The organism is Nonomuraea helvata (genome assembly GCF_039535785.1).
GTDB lineage: Bacteria > Actinomycetota > Actinomycetes > Streptosporangiales > Streptosporangiaceae > Nonomuraea > Nonomuraea helvata.
Genome location: NZ_BAAAXV010000005.1, coordinates 1490436 through 1510215 on the forward strand (window position 1 = coordinate 1490436; position 19780 = coordinate 1510215).

Sequence of the window (19780 nt, forward strand, 5' to 3'; positions counted from 1 at the left end):
TCGGGAACTCTCAGCCGACGACGTTCTTCAACGCCTCGCCGAGCGCCTTTGCCTCGTCGGCGGAGATCTCCACGACGAGCCGGCCGCCACCCTCCAGGGGGACCCGCATGACAATGCCGCGCCCTTCCTTGGTGACCTCGAGCGGACCATCGCCGGTCCGCGGCTTCATCGCCGCCATGCGTGCATCCCTTCCTGCCTTGGGCTCCCGCGGCCCGCGATTTCCGACCGCCCATGGGGGGTGGTCGGCGCATTCACGTCTTCTGTGATGTCCTATTCTCCCGCATCGAGAGCGCTCATGGGTAACGATCTCCTCCCAGAATGCGTTGTCGAGATGTGCGTTGACGTCCAAACTGGACTTCGTGCACGCTCGCGCCGCTCTGTTCGATCTCTACGGAGACCACCTGCGTTCGCGCGGTGGACAGGCGTCCGTCGCCGCGCTCGTCAGGCTCATGAAGCCCCTGGAAATAGCCGCTCCCGCCGTCCGCACCGCCGTCTCACGCATGGTGCGTCAGGGATGGCTGCGGCCGACCAGGCTGCCTCAGGGCGCCGGCTACGGGCTCACGCCGAAGTGCGTCAGGCGTCTGGACGAGGCCGCGCTGAGAATTTACCGAGCCGGGACATTGACTTGGCCCGGCCGGTGGCACCTGATCGTCTTCGAGCCGGTCAAGGAGCGGCCGCGCAGGGAGAGGCTCAGGGCCGACCTGGCGTTCCTCGGGTACGCGTCGCTGTCGGAGACGACGTGGATCGGTCCACGGTCGTCGATCGAGCTCGACCACCTGCTGGAGACCGAGGGCGTGCGGGCCGACCGGTTCGACGCGGCGCTCGAGGGCGACCCGCGCGAGCTGGTGGCCCGGGCATGGGATCTGGACGCCATCGGCGAGGCGTACGAGCAATGGCTGGCCGAGGCTGTCACGCTGATCAGCGCACTGCCCGATCGGTCTCCCGCGGACCGGGTCTTCGCCACCAGGAGCAGGCTCGTGCACGGCTGGCGCAACTTCCTGTTCCGCGACCCGGGCCTGCCACCCGAGCTGCTGCCCGCGGGGTGGCCGGGTGAGAAGGCCAGAATCTACTTCGAGCAGGAGGCCGCCCGGCTGCTGCCCGCAGCCGCCGCGTTCGTCGACAGGGAGTTGATGTGATCCGCTATGACGTGGCCGACGCCGTCGCCACCATCACCCTCGACCGCCCAGAAGCCATGAACTCGCTGACCGCGGCGGCCAAGGACGGCCTGCTCTCCGCGCTGCGCGGCGCGGCGCAGGACCGCGCGGTCAGGGCCGTCCTGCTCACCGGCTCGGGCCGGGCCTTCTGCGCCGGTCAGGACCTGCGTGAGCACGCGGACAACCTGGAGGCGGGCCGCGGCCTGGCCGACACGGTCCGCGAGCACTACAACCCGATCATCGAGCTGATCACCACCATGCCCAAGCCGGTGGTGGCCGCGGTCAACGGCGTCGCGGCCGGGGCGGGCGCGTCCCTGGCCTTCGCCTGCGACCTGCGGGTGGCCTCGGAGAAGGCGAAGTTCGCGCTGGCGTTCTCCGGCATCGGGCTGGTCCCCGACTCGGGCGCGTCGTGGACGCTGCAGCGCCTGGTGGGCCGGGGCCGCGCGGCCGAGCTGCTGCTGCTCGGCGAGCCGCTCGACGCGGCCCGCGCGCTGGAGCTGGGCCTGGTGACGCGCGTGGTCCCCGCCGACGACGTGCTGAAGACCGCCCAGGAGCTGGCCGTACGCCTCGCGCAGGGCCCCACCCTGGCCTACGCCGCCACCAAGCGGGCGCTGGCCTACGCCGCCACGCACTCACTGTCCGACGCGCTGGCCCTGGAGGCCGAGCTCCAGGACGAATGCGCCGCCACCCAGGACCACCGGAACGCCACCCGCGCCTTCCTCGCCAAGGAACGCCCGACGTTCCGCGGCGAGTGACGTCCGCGGAAGCCTTCAGCGCGAACGGGCCACACAGCCCTCGATATGGTCGTTGACCAAGCCGATGGCCTGCATCAACGCGTAGGCCGTGGTCGGGCCGACGAACCTGAAGCCGTGCTTCTTCAGCTCCTTGGCCAGCGCCTTGGAGCCCGGCGTGGTCGCGGGCACGTCGGCCATCGAACCCGGCACGGGCGCGTCGGGGTCGGCGAAGCGCCACACCAGGTCCGACAGGCCATCCGGCAGGTCCATGGCGGCCCTGGCGTTGTTGATCGCGGCCTCGATCTTGGCCCGGTTGCGTACGATGCCCACGTCGCCGAGCAGGCGCTCCACGTCCTGCTCGGTGTAGGAGGCGACCTTGGGGATGGAGAAGCGGTCGAAGGCGGCGCGGAAGTTCTCCCGCTTGCGCAGGATCGTCAGCCACGACAGGCCCGACTGGAACGCCTCCAGCGCCACGCGCTCGAAGACCGCGTCATCGCCTCTGAGCGGGCGGCCCCACTCCTCGTCGTGGTAGGCGATGTACATCGGGTTCGCCGCCATACCCGTCCAGGTGCATCGGATCAGCTCGGTCACCGGCGCTCGTCCCCGTCCTTGCCCTGCGCGACGCGTACGGCCTCCTCGTCGCCCTGGGGCTTCTCGTCGCCCTGGGCCTCGTCGTCGCCCGTCTTGAGGTCGCTCTCGCCGCTCTTCACTCCCTCAGGCCCCTCGTCGGCCCCTTCCCCGGGCTCGGAGGACTCGTCCACGGGCGCCGCCGCAGGAGTGTCCGAGTCGTCGGCCGCGGGCTCGGCGGCGGGCTCATCAGCCGGGAGCTCATCGGCCGGGGACTCCGTCTCGGTACGCTCGCTCTCCGGGGCGGCGGTCACGGCGTCCTCCGGCGGGATCCGCCACTCCGGGTCCTCCGGCGGGCGGCGCAGGTCGGCGGTGCCGTCCCAGGAGACCGCGGTGCCGCTGGACGACACGGGGTCGCCCGACTCCGGCAGCTCGCGGGCGACGGCCGGCGCATCGGGCGAGTGCTCAGTACGGGGACCGGCCCCCGGCGCGGCGTACACCTCCTGGCGCGCGTGCAGCCGGCTGGCCAGCAGCTCGGAGACCCGCTGCTCCAGCACCGCGATCCGCGTGTCACGCGCGCTGATGGCGTTGGCGGCCCTGCGCAGGGTCTCGTCGACGCTCGCCGTGTGGTATCCGACCAGGTTGACCGGCAGTTGGAGCGCCATGAAGTCGACCGCCGTGAGCTGTCCCGGCTCGGGGAGGTCGAGCGGCGGCACATCGGGCGGGAACGCGGTCAGCTCTCCGCCCCTGCCGATGGAGACCAGGACCACGCAGGCCAGAATGGCGATGGCGGCGATGGCGAGTATGACCAGCACATTGGCATCGTACTCACACCATCGTGGCACTTGCCCCAACCTGCGAAGTCCCGGGTGGTGAGCACGCAGGTCAGCCTGCGGCCTCGCCCAGTTCGGCGATGCTGGGCCTGACCGGCTGGCCGCGCGACTCCAGGTGGGTGAACGCCTCGTCCACGGTGGTGGTCCAGGAGATCGCGTCGAAGACGTCGGGCCGGGTGAAGCCCTCGTCGTACAGGTGGCTCATCAACTCCTTGAGCGGGGCGTACAGGCCCCAGGGGTCGAGGATCACCAAGGGGCGGTCGTGGATGCCGAGCACCCGCGCGGTCCAGATCTCGAAGAGCTCCTCCAGGGTGCCGATGCCGCCCGGCAGCACGAGGAACGCGTCGGAGCGCGCGTCCATGACCCCCTTGCGCTCACGCATGTCGGCGGTGACGATCAGCTCGTCCGACTCCTCGTCCGCGACCTCGATGTCCACCAGCACCTGCGGGATCACGCCGACCGTGCGCCCGCCGGCCGCGCGGACGGCCGAGGTCACGGCGCCCATGCAGGAGACCGTGGCGCCGCCGCTCACCAGGGTGTGGCCCCGCTTGGCGAGCTCGGCGCCCACGTGTGCGGCCAGGTCGATGTACTTGTGGTCGATGTTCTGGCTGGAGGCGCAGAAGACGCAGATGTTCACATCGAGGAAGCCTATTGGGGCTCGGCGTACTGGGCCTCGGCGGCCTCCAGCTCCTCCTCCAACTGCTTGGAGCGGGCCCGGTCGGCGTCCACGATGATGCGCACGGCCTCGTCCACGTCGTCGGTGACGGTGATCAGGTCGAGGTCCTGCGGAGCGATCTTGCCGGTGCTCAGCAGGGTGCCCTTGATCCAGTCGAGCAGCCCGCCCCAGAACTCGCTGCCCATCAGCACCACGGGGAAGGACGTGACCTTGCGGGTCTGCACCAGGGTCAGCGCCTCGAACAGCTCGTCGAGCGTGCCGAAGCCGCCGGGCAGCGTGATGAAGCCGCACGAGTACTTGACGAACATCGTCTTGCGCACGAAGAAGTAGCGGAACTCGATGCCGAGGTCGACGTAGTCGTTCATGCGCTGCTCGAACGGCAGCTCGATGCCGAGCCCGACCGACATCGCGCCGTCGACCTCGCTCGCGCCGCGGTTGGCGGACTCCATGACGCCCGGCCCGCCGCCCGTGATCACCGCGTAGCCCGCCTCGGCCAGCGCCCGGCCGAGCGCGCGGCCCATCTGGTATTCAGGCGTCCCCTCCGGCGTGCGGGCGGAGCCGAAGACCGTGACCGCCTGCGGCACCTCCGCGAGCTGGCCGAACCCCTCCACGAACTCCGCCTGGATCCGCAGCACCCGCCACGGGTCCATGTGGACCCAGTCGGACGGCCCCTGGCGGGCGAGCAGGCGCTGGTCGTGCGTGGAGCTGGGGACGAGGTGACCGCGGACGACCGCCTGACCCTGACGGCGTTCAGGACGTGACTGTTTCATGCTCGCCACGGTAGTTCCTCTGGCGACACGTAGGTGGTCTGAGTGCGAAACCCCTGGTGAACCGTGCGAACCACCGCGCTAAAAAATCTTGAAAAAACGAGGGAACCGGATTTCGACTGACCTGCGTCTAACTGCCGAGGGTGCTGCTCGGGACTGAAAGTGGTCTTCCCCGCCAAATGGCCGGCGAGGAAGGCCACTTTCATTTTGTCAGCCAGTCGAGCAGGGCCCGCTCGCTCTCGACGATCTTCGGCAGCGACACGTACTCGCCCTGCTGGTGCGCCAGATTCGGATCCCCCGGACCGTAGTTGACGGCGGGCACCCCGAGCGCCGAGAAGCGGGCGACGTCCGTCCAGCCCAGCTTGGCGCGGGGCGTGCCGCCGACGGCCGCGGTGAAGGCCGCCGCCACCGGATGCGTCAGCCCCGGCCTGGCCCCCGGTGCGGCGTCGACGAAGGCCACCTCGAACCCGTCGAACACCTCGCGTACGTGCTCCTGCGCCTGCTCGATCGTCAGATCGGGCGCGAACCGGTAGTTGACGGTCACCACGCAGAGGTCGGGGATGACGTTGCCCGCGACCCCGCCCCGGACGCCGACCGCGTTCAGTCCCTCGTGGTACTCGAGCCCGTCCACGACCGGCAGCCGCGCCTCGTACGCGTTCAGCCTGGCCAGCACCGGCTCGATCCCGTGAATGGCGTTGATCCCGAACCACGACCTGGCGCTGTGGGCCCGCTTGCCCCGCACCGTGATGTCGGCGCGCAGCGTGCCCTGGCAGCCGCCCTCGATCACGCCGTCGGTCGGCTCCATCAGCACCGCGAAGTCGGCGGCCAGCCAGTCGGGGTGCTCCCTGGCCACGCGGTTGAGGCCGTTGCGCTCGGCCTCGATCTCCTCGCAGTCGTAGAAGACGTACGTGACGTCCTTGTTCGGCGCGGGCACGGTGGCCGCCAGCTTGAGCGCGACCGCCACGCCGGCCTTCATGTCGGAGGTGCCGCACCCGTACAGCAGGTCGCCCTCCACCCGGCTGGGCAGGTTGTCCGCGACGGGGACGGTGTCGAGGTGCCCGGCGATCAGCACGCGCTCGGCCCGGCTCAGCTCCGTGCGGGCGACGACCGTGTCGCCCGACCTGTCCACCTTCAGGTACGGCAGCGCGGACAGCGCCCGCTCCACCTCGTCGGCCAGCGCGCGTTCGCCGCCGCTCACCGACTCGATGTCCACGATCGCGGCGGTCAGGGCGCGTACGTCCTGCGTCAGGTCAAGCATCAGGTGTCCACTCCGTGTTCGCGCAGCACCTCGTTGAGCGCCGCCTTGTCGTGTCGCTGCCCCGGCTCCAGGCGCTTGAGCACCAGCACGCACGGCAGGCCGAACGTGCCGCCGGGGAACTCCTTCTGCCGGGTGCCGCCGACGGCCACGCACCAGGCGGGAACGCGGCCGCGGGCCAGCTCCTCGCCGGTCTGCACGTCGATCACGGGGATCGAGCCCGACAGGATCGTTCCCGCGCCGACGACCGCGCCCTCGCCCACCCGGGCGCCCTCGACGATCATCGATCTGCTGCCGATCAGCGCGCCGTCCTCGACGACGACCGGCGCCGCGTTCGGCGGCTCCAGCACGCCGCCGATGCCGGCCCCACCCGACAAGTGCACATTTTTCCCGATCTGAGCGCACGAGCCGACCGTGGCCCAGGTGTCCACCATGGTCCCTTCGTCGACGTACGCGCCGATGTTCGTGAACGACGGCATCAGCACCACGCCGGGCGCCAGGTACGAGCCCCAGCGGGCGATCGCGCCCGGCACCACGCGCACCCCCTCGAACGAGCTCTTGAGCGGGATCCTGTCGTGGTGCTGGAAGTCGCCCACCTGCGAGCGTGCCATGCCGAGCACCTTGAAGCTGAGCAGGATGGCCCGCTTGGCGCGCTCGTCCACGACCACCTCGCCGCCCACGACGCGCGCGACCCTGGCCTCACCACGGTCCAGCAGGTCCACCGCGCCGACGATCGCCTGGCGCGCCTCCGCATCGGCCGGCGACAGCTCCGCACGACGCTCCCACAACTCGTCCACCACCGCGGAGAGCGGTGAGGAGCTGCTCAGATCACTCATGGCCAGGGAGCTTATCCGGGCCGGGTAGGTTCTTCAGGGTGCGCCTGCGCTTCTCCCGTGGAGTCATCACCATCGCGATCATCGTGATCGTGCTCGCCGTCGGCATCTCCGTGGGCCTCTACCACCTGCTCAAGAAGGCCACGCCGATGGCCGTGCCCGAGGCCCACTGCACCGTGCGCGACTCGGGCGTCGAGCTCTACCTCTACCCCGAGCAGGCGCAGATCGCCGCCACCATCGCCGCCGTCGCGGCGCGCCGCCGGCTGCCCGAGCGGGCCGTGGTGATCGCGTACGCCACGGCGATGCAGGAGTCGAAGCTCCAAAACCTCGCCTTCGGCGACCGCGACTCGGTGGGCGTGTTCCAGCAGCGCGAGTCGCAGGGCTGGGGCAAGAAGAAGCAGCTCATGGATCCCGTCTACGCCACGAACAAGTTCTTCGCCGCGCTGGTCAAGGTCAAGAACTACCGCAAGATCCCGGTGGCGGACGCGGCCCAGGAGGTGCAGCGCTCGGCGGGCGGCTACGCGTACGCGGAGCACGAGGGTGACGCCAAGATCCTCGCCGCCGCCTTCACCGGGCGTGTCCCCCAGGCCGTCCACTGCTGGTATCCGCCGGACAAGAAGGCCCCGGCGCCGCAGCCCCGTACCGAGGAGGCACGGAAGCAACTGGCCCGGGCGCTCGGGAGCACGGCCGTCACCACGAAGAAGCGCGGCTGGCTGATCGCCGCCTGGTCGGTGGCCCACGCCGAGAAGTACGCGCTGCGGCACGTCGGGTATGCGGGGGCCACCTGGTCCAACGACATGCGGCTCGAGGGCTGGCAGGCAGGCGGCAAGTCGACCACGGCCCAGGTGGAGCTCTCCTGACGCCCGTCAGGACGCGCGGCGGACGATGGTGATGGAGCCGGGCGGCAGGGGCTGGGCGTAGCTGGCCGTCCAGGACTGCCCCTGGATGCGTTCGAACGACAGCAGCCGCCCGTCCGAGGCGCGGTAGTCGGCGAAGTCCAGCAGGCCCCGCTCAGGGTGCCCCGTGTCGCCCTCGCTGCGGAAGGCCGCCGTGCCGCGCTCGATCGGGAAGAACTCCACGCCCTCCATGATCAACATGCTCTTGGCCGGGACCATGCCCTGCGTGGGCACGTCCGTCCAGAGCTCCACCTCCAGGTGCGGCGGGTCACCGGCGTGCACCTCCACCGACAGCCACTGGAAGCGGCGCGTGCGGTCACGAAGGAGGTACTCGGTCCACTCCTGCCCCTGCCACGAGATGTGCATGGCGCCGAGCACACGCGCCGGGGACCCGTGCACCTCGATCCGGTCGCCGACCCGGATGGTGCGAGGGTCGGTGTAGTCGGTGCCGGCATGCCCGGGCACGCTCACCGGCGCCGGCAGCGGGGTCCCGACGGGAGCGACCTCAGCCGGCGGCGCACTCGTACGGCCCTTCCCGTCTCGCCGCAGGGTGGCCAGGAAGGCCCCCAGCAGCAACAGGACAGTGGCGACGCTCAGCCCGAGTACGACCATGGAGGTCATGCTCATCGATCAGCTCGCTCCACTCGCGGTCTGCCTCGGCAAAAGCCCTTATCAATTTATGCGTTTTAAGCCCGTTCGGCTGGCTTATGACGGGCGATCCTACTGGAGGCGGCGCACCGCCGCACCGATCCGCTCATCAGTCGCCGTGACGGCGATACGGATGTGCCGCTCACCAGCCGATCCGTAGAACTCTCCCGGCGCGACCAAAATGCCGATTTCGGAGAGCTTGGCTACCTGGTCCCAGGCGCTCTGCCCGTTCGACGCCCAGAAGTACAGTCCGGCCGTCGAATGGTCGATGTGCCACCCGGCCCGCTCGAGCGCGGGCCGCAGCAGGGCGCGGCGGGCGGCGTACAGCTCGCGCTGCCGGTCGGCGTGCGCGTCGTCGCCGAACGCGACCGTCATGGCGGCCTGTACGGGCTGCGGCATGAGCATGCCGGCGTGCTTGCGCGTCTCCAGCAGCCGCTTGACCAGGACGGGGTCGCCCGTCACGAACCCGGCGCGGTAGCCGGCCAGGTTGGAGCGCTTGGAGAGCGAGTGGACCGCGAGCAGCCCCTCGTGGGAGCCGCCGCAGACGTCGGGGTGGAGGATCGAGACGGGCTCTTCCTCCCAGCCGAGCTCGATGTAGCACTCGTCGGAGGCCACGATCGTGCCGCGCTCACGCGCCCAGGACACCACCTTGCGCAGGTGCTCGGCGGGCAGCACCCGGCCCGTGGGGTTGCCCGGGGAGTTGACCCAGATCAGGTCGACGCGCTCGGGACCGAGCGCGACCGTGCTGTCGGAGGCCGTGCCCACCGCCCCGGCCAGCCGGGCGCCCACGTCGTACGTGGGGTAGGCCAGCTCGGGGAAGACGACCCGCCTGGCGCCCAGGTAGGTGGGCAGCCAGGCGACGAACTCCTTGGAGCCGATCAGCGGGAGCACGTCCTGCTGGTCGACGGTGACGCCGTGCCTGCGCCGCAGCCACCCGGCCGCGGCCTCGCGCAGTGCCTTGGTGCCGTGGGTGAAGGGGTAGCCGGGACTGTCGGCCGCCTGCACGAGGGCGTCCTGGACGATCTGCGGCACGGGATCGACCGGAGTGCCGATCGAGAGGTCGACGATGCCGTCGGGATGTGCGAGCGCGCGTTCCTTGTACGGCTCCAAACGGTCCCAGGGGAAGTCGGGCAGCTTGTTCACGCGGTTCTCCAGGGTTGTTGCCGTACTCATGAGCGCACGCCAACGGGGCGCATCCCGCCGGGATGCTCCCCGTGCGACGTGGACAGGACCGGCTAGTGGTCCTCACCCTGCGGCGGCAGGGCTGCCACCACCGAGTGGTCCTTGTCTATCTTGCCGACCTTCGACGCGCCACCCGGCGAGCCGAGCTCCTCGAAGAACTCCACGTTCGCCTTGTAGAAGTCCTTCCACTGCTCGGGGAGGTCGTCCTCATAGAAAATCGCCTCGACGGGGCATACAGGCTCACAAGCGCCGCAGTCCACGCACTCGTCGGGGTGGATGTAAAGCATGCGCTCGCCCTCGTAGATGCAATCGACGGGGCATTCCTCGATGCACGCCTTGTCCAGGACGTCCACGCAAGGCTGCGCGATGACGTAGGTCACCTCGAGCTCCTTCTTCTCCAGCACCATGGCATGACTCTGACCGCGGTTTGCTACGCCCTAGTATTGCCGTGCTTGCCAGCTGGCCGAAACGGAGGGTGGCAAAGTCGTGGCCGCACGCCTCGTCATCGCGATCACAAGTCAGGATATAGGGGCACGGATCACCACCCGTAGACGCGTTCCAGGGGGATTTCGCGACGCGGTGGGCATCCTCGTGTCGTGGGAGGACGGACTTCTAAAAGTTCGCAAAAGGGACGGCACTCTGGTGGAGATCCAGGAAGAGACGCTGGTGGCGGCCAAGGTCGTACCGGCCGCGCCTCCTCGACCTGGGCGGATGCAACAGTAAGTATTCGTTGTGTGACCGTACGTACCTGCGCCGCCGCAGCAGCAGCCATTCTCGCCAGCGCCGGATGTGGCGCGTCGTCCACAGAGCAGCCCTCGGCCCAGAAGAGCCTGCCGCCGATCAACGTCCAGGCGGGCTCGATGAAGGCCGGCTTCACGACCATGGACCGGCTCGTCGAGGCCGCCAAGCACGAGGGCCAGCTCAACGTGATCGGGCTGCCCCGCGACTGGGTCAACTACGGCGAGGTCATCGACACGTTCACCGACAAGTACGGGATCAAGGTCAACGAGCTGGAGCCGGGGGCGAGCAGCAAGCGTGAGCTGGACGCCGCCGCGCAGCTCAAGCCGGACGTGTTCGACCTGACCATGGACATGGCCGTCGCCGGGGCCGACCGGTTCGCGCCGTACAAGGTGCAGGGCTGGCAGGACCTGCCCGACGACGTCAAGGACCCCGCCGGCGCCTGGTACGCCGGTTACGGCGGCTACATGTCCATCGGGTACGACCCGCGCGCGGTCAAGCCGCCCGCCTCCTTCGCCGACCTGCTCAAGCCCGAGTACCGGGTCGCGCTCGACGGCGACCCGCTGCGCTCGGAGGGCGCGTTCGACGGCGTGATGGCCGCCTCGATGCAGGCGGGGATGCCGCGGCCGGAGCAGGGGCTGGCGCTGTTCGCCAAGCTCAAGCAGGCCGGCCGGCTCACCGATCCGGCCAAGGCCAACGTGGTCGTGGCCTGGGACCACCTCAACGCGGCCCGCAGCGCCGCCCACCCCGACGCCTGGAAGGTGACGATCCCGCGGGACGCGCCGCTCGGCGACTACCACATGCTGGCCATCAACAAGGCGGCCCCGCACCCGGCCGCGGCCCGGCTCTGGGAGGAGTTCGTGCTCTCGGACGAGGGCCAGAACCTGCTCCAGAAAGGCTTCGCCCGCCCCGCGCGCGGCGAGGCGATGCTCATGAAGGGCACGCTTGACACGGAGCAGAACGCGAAACTTCCCAAGGCGCCCAGCCGTCCGGTCCTCATGACGATTCCGCAGGCAGACGCGGCGAAGGAGTACCTCAAGCGAGAATGGACCAAGAGTGTCGGATGAGTCCCTTGTGACTTGATATGTCGTAGGGACGTTCAGGCTCTAAAGTGAGCAGACAGCACGGCCACGGGGGCCCCGATGTCTGATCGAATGTGAGCTGATCGTCTTGCGATACGACACACCGAGTTTGGAGCGGTGGAACAGTCGCGCCTACGACAGCAGCTTCGGCTACGTCTCGACGCAGGGCGCGCCGCTCGTCGACCTGCTGGATCCGCGGCCCGGCGAGCGCGTGCTCGACCTCGGGTGCGGCACGGGCGTGCTCACCGCGCAGATCGCCTTCAGGGGCGCCGACGTGCTGGGCATCGACGGCTCGCCGGCGATGATCGAGAAGGCCCTGGCGCAGTATCCGGGGATCAACTTCATCGTCGGCGACGGGCACGACTTCACCATCGTGAACCCGTACGACGCGGTCTTCTCCAACGCGGCCCTGCACTGGATGAGCCGCGACCCCAGCGCGGTGATCGCCAACGTGCGCGAGGCGCTGACCCCCGGCGGGCGTTTCGTCGCCGAGATGGGCGGGGCCGGCAACTGCGCCGAGCTGACCGCCGCGATGCTGACCGCCTGGCGCGAGTACGGCCTGCGCGAGCCCGAGCTGCCGTGGTACTTCCCCACGCCTGCCGAGTACGCCCGCCGCCTCGAGCAGGAAGGCTTCGTGGTCAGGTTGCTGGAATACTTCGACCGGCCGACCCCGCTCGACGAGTGCCCGGGAGGCGCCGCCGACTGGGTGCGCATGTTCGCCGCGCCGGTGCTCGAAGGGCTCCCGCCCGAGATCGTGGAGCCCTTGCTCCATCGCGTGAACGAGTTGGCCGCGCCCGCGCTCCGCAGGGAGACTGGCTGGATGGCCGACTACGTGCGCCTACGCTTTGCCGCTGTTCGGCGTTGATGCGTTGTACATGATGCGTAGGGCTGATTTGCCGGACTATGGTCTGTTCCGTGGGCGGCGAGATTATGGCTGCACCGCTGCGGCGGCGTGAGGGGCTGGTGAACGGAACGGGATGAACTTCTGCCTGAGCGACCTCGTACCACCCTTGAGGTGGAGCGACGCCTCGACGATCACGCTGCTCACAGGGCAGCCCGATCTGCCGGACGCGTGGTGGCGCAGCGTGCCCATGACGCACGTCCTCACGGCGATCGGCCCCGAGGCGTTGGGCGAGCTGCTGACGGAGATCGCCCTGGAGCACTGGCCCGCTGCCGCGGTGGGCGACGTCCTGCCGGCGCTGCACGTCCTCGATCCCGAGGAGGCGGACGAGCCGGTCGTCGCGATCGCCCTCGACCGGGCCGGATCGTGGGCCGGGCTGCTCTCGCTGACCAGCAGGGAGCTGGTGGACCAGCCCTTCATCAAGGCGCGGCCGGTGCTGAACACGCTGTTCTCGGCGGTTCTGGTACGTCTCGCGCACCCGCAGGTGGCTCCGCCCCCGCACCCGGCGCCGGCCGCCGCCGCGCAGGAGGCGCCGCTCGCCGCCGCCCACAGGGCAGCGATCGAGCCGTCGCAGGCCGTCGCGCCTGAGCCTGAGCACGCCGTCGAAGCGCCGTCACATGCGGCCGTGGACCCCGCGCACGCCGTCGAGGAGCCCGAGCCCGTGGCACACGAGGCGGCCTCTGAGCCGGTGGAGGAGCCCGACCCCGTGCTCCGGTTCGCCGCCGCGGGGTCGGTCATCGACGAGCCCGAGCCCGAGCCCGCTGCCCACTTCCCCGCCGCCGGGTCGGTCATCGACGAGCCCGAGCCCGTGGCGACCGAGGAGGAGGAGCCCGCCGACGCCGTTTCGGAGCCCGCCGGCGAGGAGGTCGCGGCGTCCCACGAGGGCGCGCACGAGCCCGACGAAGGCGAGGCCGGCGAAGAGGAGCCCGCCGAGTCGCACGAGCCCGTCGACGAGGCCGAGCCCGTCGGCGAAGGCGAGCCGGTGCTGGACGCCGACGCCGAGCCGGTCTCCGACGAGGCGCCCGAGCCCGACCCCCAGCCCGTGCTGGACGCCGCCGAGGAGCCCGCCCCCGAACCGGCGGCCGAGGAGGCGGCGGCCCTGGAGGCCGAGAGCGCGGCCGAGGAACCGGCGCAGGAGCACGAGCCCGTACCCGCGCAGGAGAACGGCGCGGCGCCCGTGCAGGGGTTGCCGGAGCTCATCGAGACCGCGTTCGCCGGTCTTGACGACAAGAGCTGGGCCGTCGCGCAGAACCGTGTCTTCACCGACGAGCCCTCCGCCGTGGACCAGCTCGCCAAGCTCTTCGCCGTCCCCCCGGCCGAGATCTCCGCCACCGAGGACGAGTTCCGGGACCGCCTCGACCACTGGCTGGCGAGCGACGAGGCGGCCCCGTACCGGGCGCATCTGGACGAGCTGCGCAAAACGCTGGGCCCGGCGGTCCGCAAGGAGCAGCTCATCGGCGCGGCCGACTGGCACAACGTGGAGATCCGCGCCCTGGAGGTCCCCGCCTGGCAGTTCGTGCTCGCAACGCTCGCGCCCCAGCGCGAGGCCCGGCCGGAGCCGCAGCCGCAGCTCCAGCCGCAGGCGGCGTTCGGCCCGGTCGAGATGGCTGCCTCTCCCCCAGGCCCGCCGCAGTTCCAGGCGTTCAACCCGGCCGTCCCCCAGGCGGAGGAGGCCAACGGCGAGGGCGAGCACAAGCCGTACCAGCCGCTGAAGGACGTCTCCCAGACCAGGCGCTGTTTCCGGCAGCCCGACGGCCGGTGGTGGCTGCGCATCGACGTGACCGCCGAGCAACTGGGCGGAGGCGAGTGCACGCTGCCGACCGGGTTCGCGTCGTACCTGGGCCTGTCACCCGGTGAGAGCAGGACGGTCAGGAGCGCCGCCGGCGAGCTGACCATGACCTGGCACGGCAGACCGGTGCTCGAGTCCATCGAACGCCTGCTGGTGGACGTGGGCGCGCGCGAGGGCGGCCACCTGTTCCTGACGCTGTCGGACGAGGGCGTGCTCAGGGCCAGGCACCTCCCGGTCGCCGCCCAGGGCGCCGAGAAGATCACCAAGGCGCTCCGCCTGGTCGGCTACACGGCCCCGGGAGGCACCCGGGACCAGGCGGCCCGGGTGATCGCCACGAGGATCGGCATGACCGGGCCGGTCGCCCTTCCTGACCTGCTCACCAGGCTCCGCGAACGCGGGGACCGCGATCTGCTCGAACTCCTGGACTGAGCCGGTGCCGCGGCTCGCGATCGGCCCCGAGTTCCCCAGGGAGCTCAGCGCACTGGCCCAGCCGGTGCGCAGGGACGCCGTGGTCGCGCTGCGCCGGTTCATGCTGAACGTGGCCGGCGCCCCGCACCCCGAGCGGGTCAGGGGCGGCCGCGACCCCCGGGTCGCGACGCTGCGGCTCGCCGAGGGCCACCGCGGGGTGGTGGTGCGGCAGCGGGAGGTGTACTGGCTGCGCACGGTCCTGCCCGACCCCGACGCCTGGTCGTACGCGCGCCGCCACAGGTACGGCGTCAACCCCGTGATCGGCGTCGTCGAGGAGTGGGACGCCGAGGCGCTCGAACGCGTCGAGCCGGCGTTACGCAGGTCGGCCGGCCCCTCCGGGCTGTTCGACCCGATCTGCGACGGGGACCTGATGGGGCTGGGCCTGGACGTGCACGCGCTGCCGCTGTTCCGGCTGATCACCACCGAGGCCGACGTCGCCGCCCTCGAACCCCTGCTCCCGCCCACTCAGCACGCCCCGCTGGCCGTGCTCGCCAGGGGCGGCTCGCTCTCCGACGCGTGGCGTGAGCTGCAGGCCTGGCGCGCGACGGACGAGGAGACCGGCCACATCGACCCCGAGGACCTGCACGCGGCACTGCGGCGCAGCCCCGACAGGGCGGTGTTCGTCGCCGACAAGGTCGAGCTGGACCGGGTGCTCGACGCACCTGACTGGTGCATGTTCCTGCAGCCGCCGCAGCACCGGCTGGCCACGGCCGGCCGCTACGACCGCCCGATGCTGGTCGTGGGCGGCGCGGGCACCGGCAAGACGGTCGTCGCCCTGCACCGGGCCGCCCATCTGGCCGCGCACGGATCGGGCCCCGTGCTGCTGGTGACGTTCTCGCAGGGGCTGGCCGACGACCTGTCGGCCAAGCTCGACCGGCTGATCGCGGACGAGGTCATCCGCAAGCGGATCGAAGTGGACAACGCCGAACGCCTGGCCCTGCGCATCGTGGCCGACGCCGAGGGCCGCCGCCCGGCGCTGGTCGGCCCGGAGGCGCGTACGCTGGCCCAGCTGACGGACGAGGCGCTGAGGCTGCTCTCCCTGGCGACGGGCGATCTGCTCGACGACGTGGATCCCGGGCGCAAGCCGTACCGTCACATCGTCGTGGACGAGGCGCAGGATGTCAGCCCGGCCCAGTGGCGGCTGCTGCGCGCGGCGGTGCCGCGGGCGCCCGATGACCTGTTCGTGGTCGGCGACCCGCACCAGCGGATCACCGACACGCGGGTGACGCTCGGCGCGGTGGGCATCCCCGCGGTGCAGTACACGCTCAGGATCTCCTACCGGCTGCCCCAGGAGCTGCTCTCCTTCGCCGTGCGGATGCGCGGCGCCCCGGCCAGCGGCCTGGTCAAGGGCATGACCGATATGTACGGCCTGCGCGCGACGCGCAACGGCGACCGCCCGATCATCAGGGCGTACGACACGCCGGAAGCGGAGCTGGCCGGGCTGCGCGCCACGATCGAGTCCTGGCTGGCGGACGGCGTGCCCGCGGACGAGATCGCCGTCGGGGCGCGCAACCCGCGGCTGGCGCGCGAGGCCAGGCGGGCGCTGAGCGGCCTGGACGTGCAGACGTCGACGTTCCAGCATCTCAAGGGCCTGGAGTTCGAGCGGGTGGCGCTCATCGGCGTGGCGGAGGGCGTGGTGCCCGAGCCGCCGCCGGAAGAGCCTGACGCCAGGGCTCGTGCCCTGCAGCGCGAACGGAGCATACTGTTCGTCGCCTGCACGCGTGCGCGTGCGATGCTCTATATCTCCCATTCCGGAAGAGGAAGCCCGTTTTTGTCAGCTTAATCACATAGTCTGAACTGCGGATATATGTTCCCATTGCCGGTTGGACCTCAATGAACCTCAGCCTGAGCGACCTCGCGCCACCCCTGCGATGGACCTCCCCTGGTCAGATCGCGCCGATCGTGGAGGAGCCACAGCTGCCCGGGGCCTGGTGGCAGGCGATCCCTCTCGATCGCGCGTGCGCCATCGTCGGGACGCAGACCGTGGCCGGCCACCTGGCCGACCTCGCTGCGGCCTGCTGGGGTCATCTGATGGTCGGCGACATCCTTCCGTTGCTGCGCTTCTCCGATCCCGCCGAGTCCGAGCGGACGCCGGAGATGCTCGGCAAGGACGTCGTGCAGAAGCTGTTCAGCGGCGTGTTCGATCGGCTGCTGGAGCCCGCGCCCGAGGCGCTGCCCGTGTCCGCGCCGTCCAGGCCGGACCGGCCGCTGCCCGAGCTGATCGACGAGCTGTTCGGGGCGCTGGACGACCGGCAGCGGGCCATCGCCCGCGACCGGCTCTACGCGGCGCAGCGGGCCACCCTCGACGAACTCGCGCAGCGCTTCTCGGTCACGCGGGAGCGGATCAGGCAGATCGAGCGCGACCTGCGCGATCACGTGGAGGCCTGGCTCGGCAAGCCGGACGCGGCCGCCCTGGTGGCGCACGTCTCCTGGCTGCGCGGCCGGCTGGGGTCCGCGGTCCCGGCCGACGACCTCCAGGTCGCCGTGCCGTGGCACCGCACCGAGCTGCGCTCGCTGGGGATCCCGGTGTGGCGGTTCGTGCGTACGCTGCTGACCGGCTACGAGCAGGCCGACGGGTGGCTCGTGGCGGGCGGCGCGGACGAGCTGAGGGAGAAGACACGGCAGCTGTTCACCGACGGGCCGCGCCCGCTCGGCGAGGCGGTGACCATGGTGGCCCAGCTCGGCGTGCGCGAGGACGTGGCCGAGCGGTGGATCCTCGCCGTGCCGCAGCTGCGCGTGCTCGGCCAGCACGTGGTGCCGTGGCCGCGCAGCATCAACGAGAAGGCCGAGGCGGTGCTGGCGGTGGCGGGCACGCCGCTGTCGCCCGAGGAGATCCAGGAGCGCATCGGCGAGGACTACAGCCTGGTCGGCATCCGCAACCAGCTCACCGCCGACGAGCGCTTCCGCCGGGTCGACAGGAACAAGTACGGCCTGACGCGGTGGGGCGGCGACGAGTACCTGGGGATCAGGGAGATGATCGCCAGAGAGATCGAGCGGGCCGGGGGTGAGGCCTCGGTGAGCACGATCGTGACGAACCTCACCTCCAAGTACGACGTCAGCGAGAGCTCGGTGCGCGCGTACTCGGGCGGTCCCGGGTTCGAGCGCACGCAGCGGGGCTGGATCAGGGTGGCGGGCACCGCGCCCGGCGGTGAGGCGGAGCCGTACCAGCCGCGTAAGGACGTGTCGGAAACGCGGCGCAGCTTCCGCTCCCGCGACGGCCGCTGGTGGCACCGGGTGGACGTCAACGCCGAGCACCTGCGCGGGTCCGGTTCGCCGCTGCCCACCGGCTTCGCCGCGTACCTCGGCATGGCGCCGGGCGGGCAGCTCACCGCCTCGACACCGTCCGGCGACGTCGTGATCAGCTGGCACAACCAGCCGACCATGGGCTCGATCCGCAACGTGCTGGCCGACTCCAAGGCGAGCGAGGGCGACCACGTGTTCCTGACCGTGTCGGACGGCGGCGAGCTGCTGACCCGCTACCTGCCTGCCGCGCCGGTCGGGATGCCGCCGGTGAACCGGGCCCTCTATCTCATCGGCTACACCGCTCCCATCAGCTCCGAGATGGAGGGGCTGCGGCTGATCGGGGCCAGGATCGGGCTGCCCAACACGGCCACGCGCGAGGAGGTGCTCGCCAGGCTGCGCGAGCGGGGCGACCGGGACATCCTCGGCTTCCTGGGCGGTTGAGCTCCTCGGTCGGGCTCGCGCTCCTCGTCGGCGGTTAAGCTCGGAGGATGCTCCGGATCTACGACACTCGCGCCAGGCAGGTCGAGGAGATCGCCGCGGGGCGGGCGTTGCGCATGTACACGTGCGGTCCGACGGTCTACCGTCACGCCCACGTCGGCAACCTCCGTACGTACGTGCTGTCCGACCTGATCAGGCGGGTGCTCGAACGGCGGCGGGTGCGCGTGCTGGCCTGCCAGAACATCACCGACGTCGGCCACCTGACCGACTCGGGCGCCGACAAGGTCCTGGAGCAGGCGCAGGCCGAGCAGCGCTCGGTGCGCGAGCTGGCCCGCTTCTACGAGGACGCCTTCAAGGACGACACCGCGGCGCTCAACATCCGGCCGCCGGAGCACATGCCGCGGGCGACCGAGACCATCGACGCGATGATCGAGTTGATCGCCAAGCTGATCGAGCAGGGTCACGCGTACGTGGTGCCGGACGGGTCGGTGTTCTTCGACGTACGAACTTTCCCCACTTACGGCGATATTTCGGGAAATCGTCTGGATGCGGTGAAGCCTGCCCACCGCATCGACACCGTCGACCCCCGCAAGCGCTTCCACGCCGACTGGGCGCTGTGGAAGCCGTTCTCCGGGGAGCTGACCTGGGATTCGCCGTGGGGCCGCGGCTTCCCCGGGTGGCACGTGGAGTGCTCGGCCATGTCCCTGCGCTTCCTCGGCCCGCGCTTCGAGGTCCATGTGGGCGGCATCGACCTGCGTTTCCCGCACCATGAGGACGAGCGGGCCCAGTCCGACTCCGCGGCCGGGCACGAGGTCGTCCGGCACTGGGTGCACGGGGAGCACCTGCTGTTCGACGGGCGCAAGATGGCGAAGTCCACCGGGAACGTGGTGCTGCTGTCGGACGTGGTCGCGGACGGCCTCGACCCGCTCGCGGTGCGGATGGCGTTCCTTGAGCATCGCTATCGGCAGCAGATGAACCTGACGTGGGACACGTTGCGGGCCGCGGACCGTACGGTGCGGCGGTGGCGCGCACGGGTCGCCGAGTGGTCGGAGTCGCCCAGCGCGCCGATGGCCTCCGAGTACGCGCAGCGGGTCGAGTCGGCCTTCGACGACGACCTGGACACGCCGTCCGCGCTGCGGATCCTCCGGGAGCTGGAGCGTGACCCGTCGGTGGCGCCCGGGGCCAAGTTCGAGACGTTCCTGCACATCGATCAGGTGCTGGGGCTGGATCTCTCCACGGAGATCGGCAAGGCGCGAGTGCTGCCTCCTGGGGCCGGGGAGCTGCTGGAGGCCCGTGCCCGGGCGCGGACGGCCGGCGACTGGGGCGAGTCCGATCGGCTGCGGGACCTGCTGGCGGAGATGGGGGTCCGCGTCTCGGACACCTCCGAGGGCCAGACCTGGTCATGACACCCGGCCCGTACTGAGGCCCAGCAGCGACTCTGTTCCGCACGGCGGGTGAGGCGGTCGTTCTCGACCGTAATCAGCGTCCGAAAAGTCCTCTGCCGAGGGTTGTGAAGGCGTCCGGAGGAGTGATCCAGGACTGACAGACTTAGTGCCGTTCGGCGGAGATGGAGGTG

Annotated in this window: 20 protein-coding genes; 10 read left to right on the forward strand and 10 right to left on the reverse strand. The window is 70.7% G+C overall.

Annotation, left to right across the window (positions count from 1 at the left end):
• Positions 1-10: 10 nt before the first annotated feature.
• Complete coding sequence (locus ABD830_RS26325) at positions 11-178, reverse strand: DUF3117 domain-containing protein (RefSeq protein WP_020545024.1); 168 nt, start codon at positions 176-178, stop codon at positions 11-13.
• Between the two features lie 181 nt (positions 179-359).
• Between ABD830_RS26325 and ABD830_RS26330 the strand changes: the two genes are divergently transcribed.
• Together ABD830_RS26330 and ABD830_RS26335 are read left to right on the forward strand one after the other, a co-directional pair.
• On the forward strand, positions 360-1136 hold the full coding sequence (locus ABD830_RS26330; protein WP_344992511.1) for a PaaX family transcriptional regulator: 777 nt from the start codon (positions 360-362) through the stop codon (positions 1134-1136).
• Positions 1133-1909 (forward strand): enoyl-CoA hydratase-related protein, encoded by a 777-nt coding sequence (locus tag ABD830_RS26335; protein ID WP_344992514.1) that lies wholly within the window; start codon positions 1133-1135, stop codon positions 1907-1909. The genes ABD830_RS26330 and ABD830_RS26335 overlap by 4 nt, the downstream gene beginning before the upstream one ends.
• A gap of 15 nt (positions 1910-1924) precedes the next feature.
• Here the strand turns inward: ABD830_RS26335 and ABD830_RS26340 are convergent, their stop codons facing one another.
• The 6 genes from ABD830_RS26340 to ABD830_RS26365 all read right to left on the reverse strand — a co-directional run bounded on the left by ABD830_RS26340 (position 1925) and on the right by ABD830_RS26365 (position 6822).
• Positions 1925-2479 (reverse strand): DNA-3-methyladenine glycosylase I, encoded by a 555-nt coding sequence (locus tag ABD830_RS26340; RefSeq protein WP_344992517.1) that lies wholly within the window; start codon positions 2477-2479, stop codon positions 1925-1927.
• Positions 2476-3270 carry a hypothetical protein gene (locus tag ABD830_RS26345; protein WP_344992520.1) on the reverse strand — a complete coding sequence of 265 codons (795 nt, stop codon included), beginning with the start codon at positions 3268-3270 and terminating at the stop codon, positions 2476-2478. Before ABD830_RS26345 ends, ABD830_RS26340 begins: the two co-directional genes overlap by 4 nt.
• A 70-nt stretch (positions 3271-3340) precedes the next feature.
• A complete protein-coding gene (locus ABD830_RS26350) occupies positions 3341-3925 on the reverse strand; it encodes an LOG family protein (RefSeq protein WP_344992523.1) in 585 nt (194 codons plus the stop codon).
• Positions 3926-3936: 11 nt separating this feature from the next.
• A complete protein-coding gene (locus ABD830_RS26355; protein ID WP_344992526.1) occupies positions 3937-4734 on the reverse strand; it encodes an LOG family protein in 798 nt (265 codons plus the stop codon).
• A gap of 199 nt (positions 4735-4933) precedes the next feature.
• A complete protein-coding gene (dapE, locus tag ABD830_RS26360; RefSeq protein ID WP_344992529.1) occupies positions 4934-5989 on the reverse strand; it encodes a succinyl-diaminopimelate desuccinylase in 1056 nt (351 codons plus the stop codon).
• Positions 5989-6822, reverse strand: coding sequence for a 2,3,4,5-tetrahydropyridine-2,6-dicarboxylate N-succinyltransferase (locus ABD830_RS26365; protein ID WP_344992532.1), 834 nt, complete (start codon positions 6820-6822; stop codon positions 5989-5991). The genes dapE and ABD830_RS26365 overlap by 1 nt, the downstream gene beginning before the upstream one ends.
• Before the next feature lie 38 nt (positions 6823-6860).
• On the opposite strand from ABD830_RS26365, the gene ABD830_RS26370 reads away from it, so the two are divergent.
• Positions 6861-7679 carry a hypothetical protein gene (locus tag ABD830_RS26370; protein ID WP_344992535.1) on the forward strand — a complete coding sequence of 273 codons (819 nt, stop codon included), beginning with the start codon at positions 6861-6863 and terminating at the stop codon, positions 7677-7679.
• Positions 7680-7685: 6 nt separating this feature from the next.
• Here ABD830_RS26370 and ABD830_RS26375 read toward each other — a convergent pair whose 3' ends face one another.
• The 3 genes from ABD830_RS26375 to fdxA form a co-directional block, all read right to left on the reverse strand.
• On the reverse strand, positions 7686-8342 hold the full coding sequence (locus tag ABD830_RS26375) for a DUF4178 domain-containing protein (protein WP_344992538.1): 657 nt from the start codon (positions 8340-8342) through the stop codon (positions 7686-7688).
• A 93-nt stretch (positions 8343-8435) separates the two neighbouring features.
• Entirely contained in the window at positions 8436-9536 is a 1101-nt protein-coding gene (gene dapC / locus ABD830_RS26380) for a succinyldiaminopimelate transaminase (RefSeq protein ID WP_344992541.1), read from the reverse strand.
• A 62-nt stretch (positions 9537-9598) separates the two neighbouring features.
• Positions 9599-9925 carry a ferredoxin gene (fdxA, locus tag ABD830_RS26385; RefSeq protein WP_344993042.1) on the reverse strand — a complete coding sequence of 109 codons (327 nt, stop codon included), beginning with the start codon at positions 9923-9925 and terminating at the stop codon, positions 9599-9601.
• Between the two features lie 106 nt (positions 9926-10031).
• Here fdxA and ABD830_RS54315 point away from each other — a divergent pair, with 106 nt between their 5' ends.
• The 7 genes from ABD830_RS54315 to cysS all read left to right on the forward strand — a co-directional run bounded on the left by ABD830_RS54315 (position 10032) and on the right by cysS (position 19610).
• A complete protein-coding gene (locus tag ABD830_RS54315) occupies positions 10032-10268 on the forward strand; it encodes a putative acetyltransferase (RefSeq protein WP_425567153.1) in 237 nt (78 codons plus the stop codon).
• 11 nt (positions 10269-10279) lie between these two features.
• On the forward strand, positions 10280-11350 hold the full coding sequence (locus ABD830_RS26390; protein ID WP_344992543.1) for an ABC transporter substrate-binding protein: 1071 nt from the start codon (positions 10280-10282) through the stop codon (positions 11348-11350).
• A gap of 103 nt (positions 11351-11453) precedes the next feature.
• A complete protein-coding gene (locus ABD830_RS26395) occupies positions 11454-12230 on the forward strand; it encodes a class I SAM-dependent methyltransferase (protein WP_344992546.1) in 777 nt (258 codons plus the stop codon).
• A 145-nt stretch (positions 12231-12375) separates the two neighbouring features.
• Positions 12376-14484, forward strand: coding sequence for a hypothetical protein (locus tag ABD830_RS26400; RefSeq protein WP_344992549.1), 2109 nt, complete (start codon positions 12376-12378; stop codon positions 14482-14484).
• Positions 14485-14488: 4 nt separating this feature from the next.
• Positions 14489-16306, forward strand: a complete 1818-nt coding sequence (locus ABD830_RS26405) for a UvrD-helicase domain-containing protein (RefSeq protein WP_344992552.1) — start codon at positions 14489-14491, stop codon at positions 16304-16306.
• A 50-nt stretch (positions 16307-16356) separates the two neighbouring features.
• Positions 16357-18207 carry a sigma factor-like helix-turn-helix DNA-binding protein gene (locus ABD830_RS26410; protein WP_344992554.1) on the forward strand — a complete coding sequence of 617 codons (1851 nt, stop codon included), beginning with the start codon at positions 16357-16359 and terminating at the stop codon, positions 18205-18207.
• 47 nt (positions 18208-18254) lie between these two features.
• Positions 18255-19610 (forward strand): cysteine--tRNA ligase, encoded by a 1356-nt coding sequence (cysS, locus tag ABD830_RS26415; protein WP_344992557.1) that lies wholly within the window; start codon positions 18255-18257, stop codon positions 19608-19610.
• Positions 19611-19780 lie beyond the last annotated feature (170 nt).

Bases quoted from the DNA above. Each gene is read 5' to 3' on its own strand.
- ABD830_RS26410 (WP_344992554.1), top strand. From the start codon at position 16,357: ATGAACCTCAGCCTGAGCGACCTCGCGCCACCCCTGCGATGGACCTCC.
- ABD830_RS26355 (WP_344992526.1), bottom strand. From the start codon at position 4,734: ATGAAACAGTCACGTCCTGAACGCCGTCAGGGTCAGGCGGTCGTCCGC.
- ABD830_RS26375 (WP_344992538.1), bottom strand. From the start codon at position 8,342: ATGAGCATGACCTCCATGGTCGTACTCGGGCTGAGCGTCGCCACTGTC.
- cysS (WP_344992557.1), top strand. From the start codon at position 18,255: ATGCTCCGGATCTACGACACTCGCGCCAGGCAGGTCGAGGAGATCGCC.
- dapC (WP_344992541.1), bottom strand. From the start codon at position 9,536: ATGAGTACGGCAACAACCCTGGAGAACCGCGTGAACAAGCTGCCCGAC.
- ABD830_RS26325 (WP_020545024.1), bottom strand. From the start codon at position 178: ATGGCGGCGATGAAGCCGCGGACCGGCGATGGTCCGCTCGAGGTCACC.
- ABD830_RS26365 (WP_344992532.1), bottom strand. From the start codon at position 6,822: ATGAGTGATCTGAGCAGCTCCTCACCGCTCTCCGCGGTGGTGGACGAG.
- dapE (WP_344992529.1), bottom strand. From the start codon at position 5,989: ATGCTTGACCTGACGCAGGACGTACGCGCCCTGACCGCCGCGATCGTG.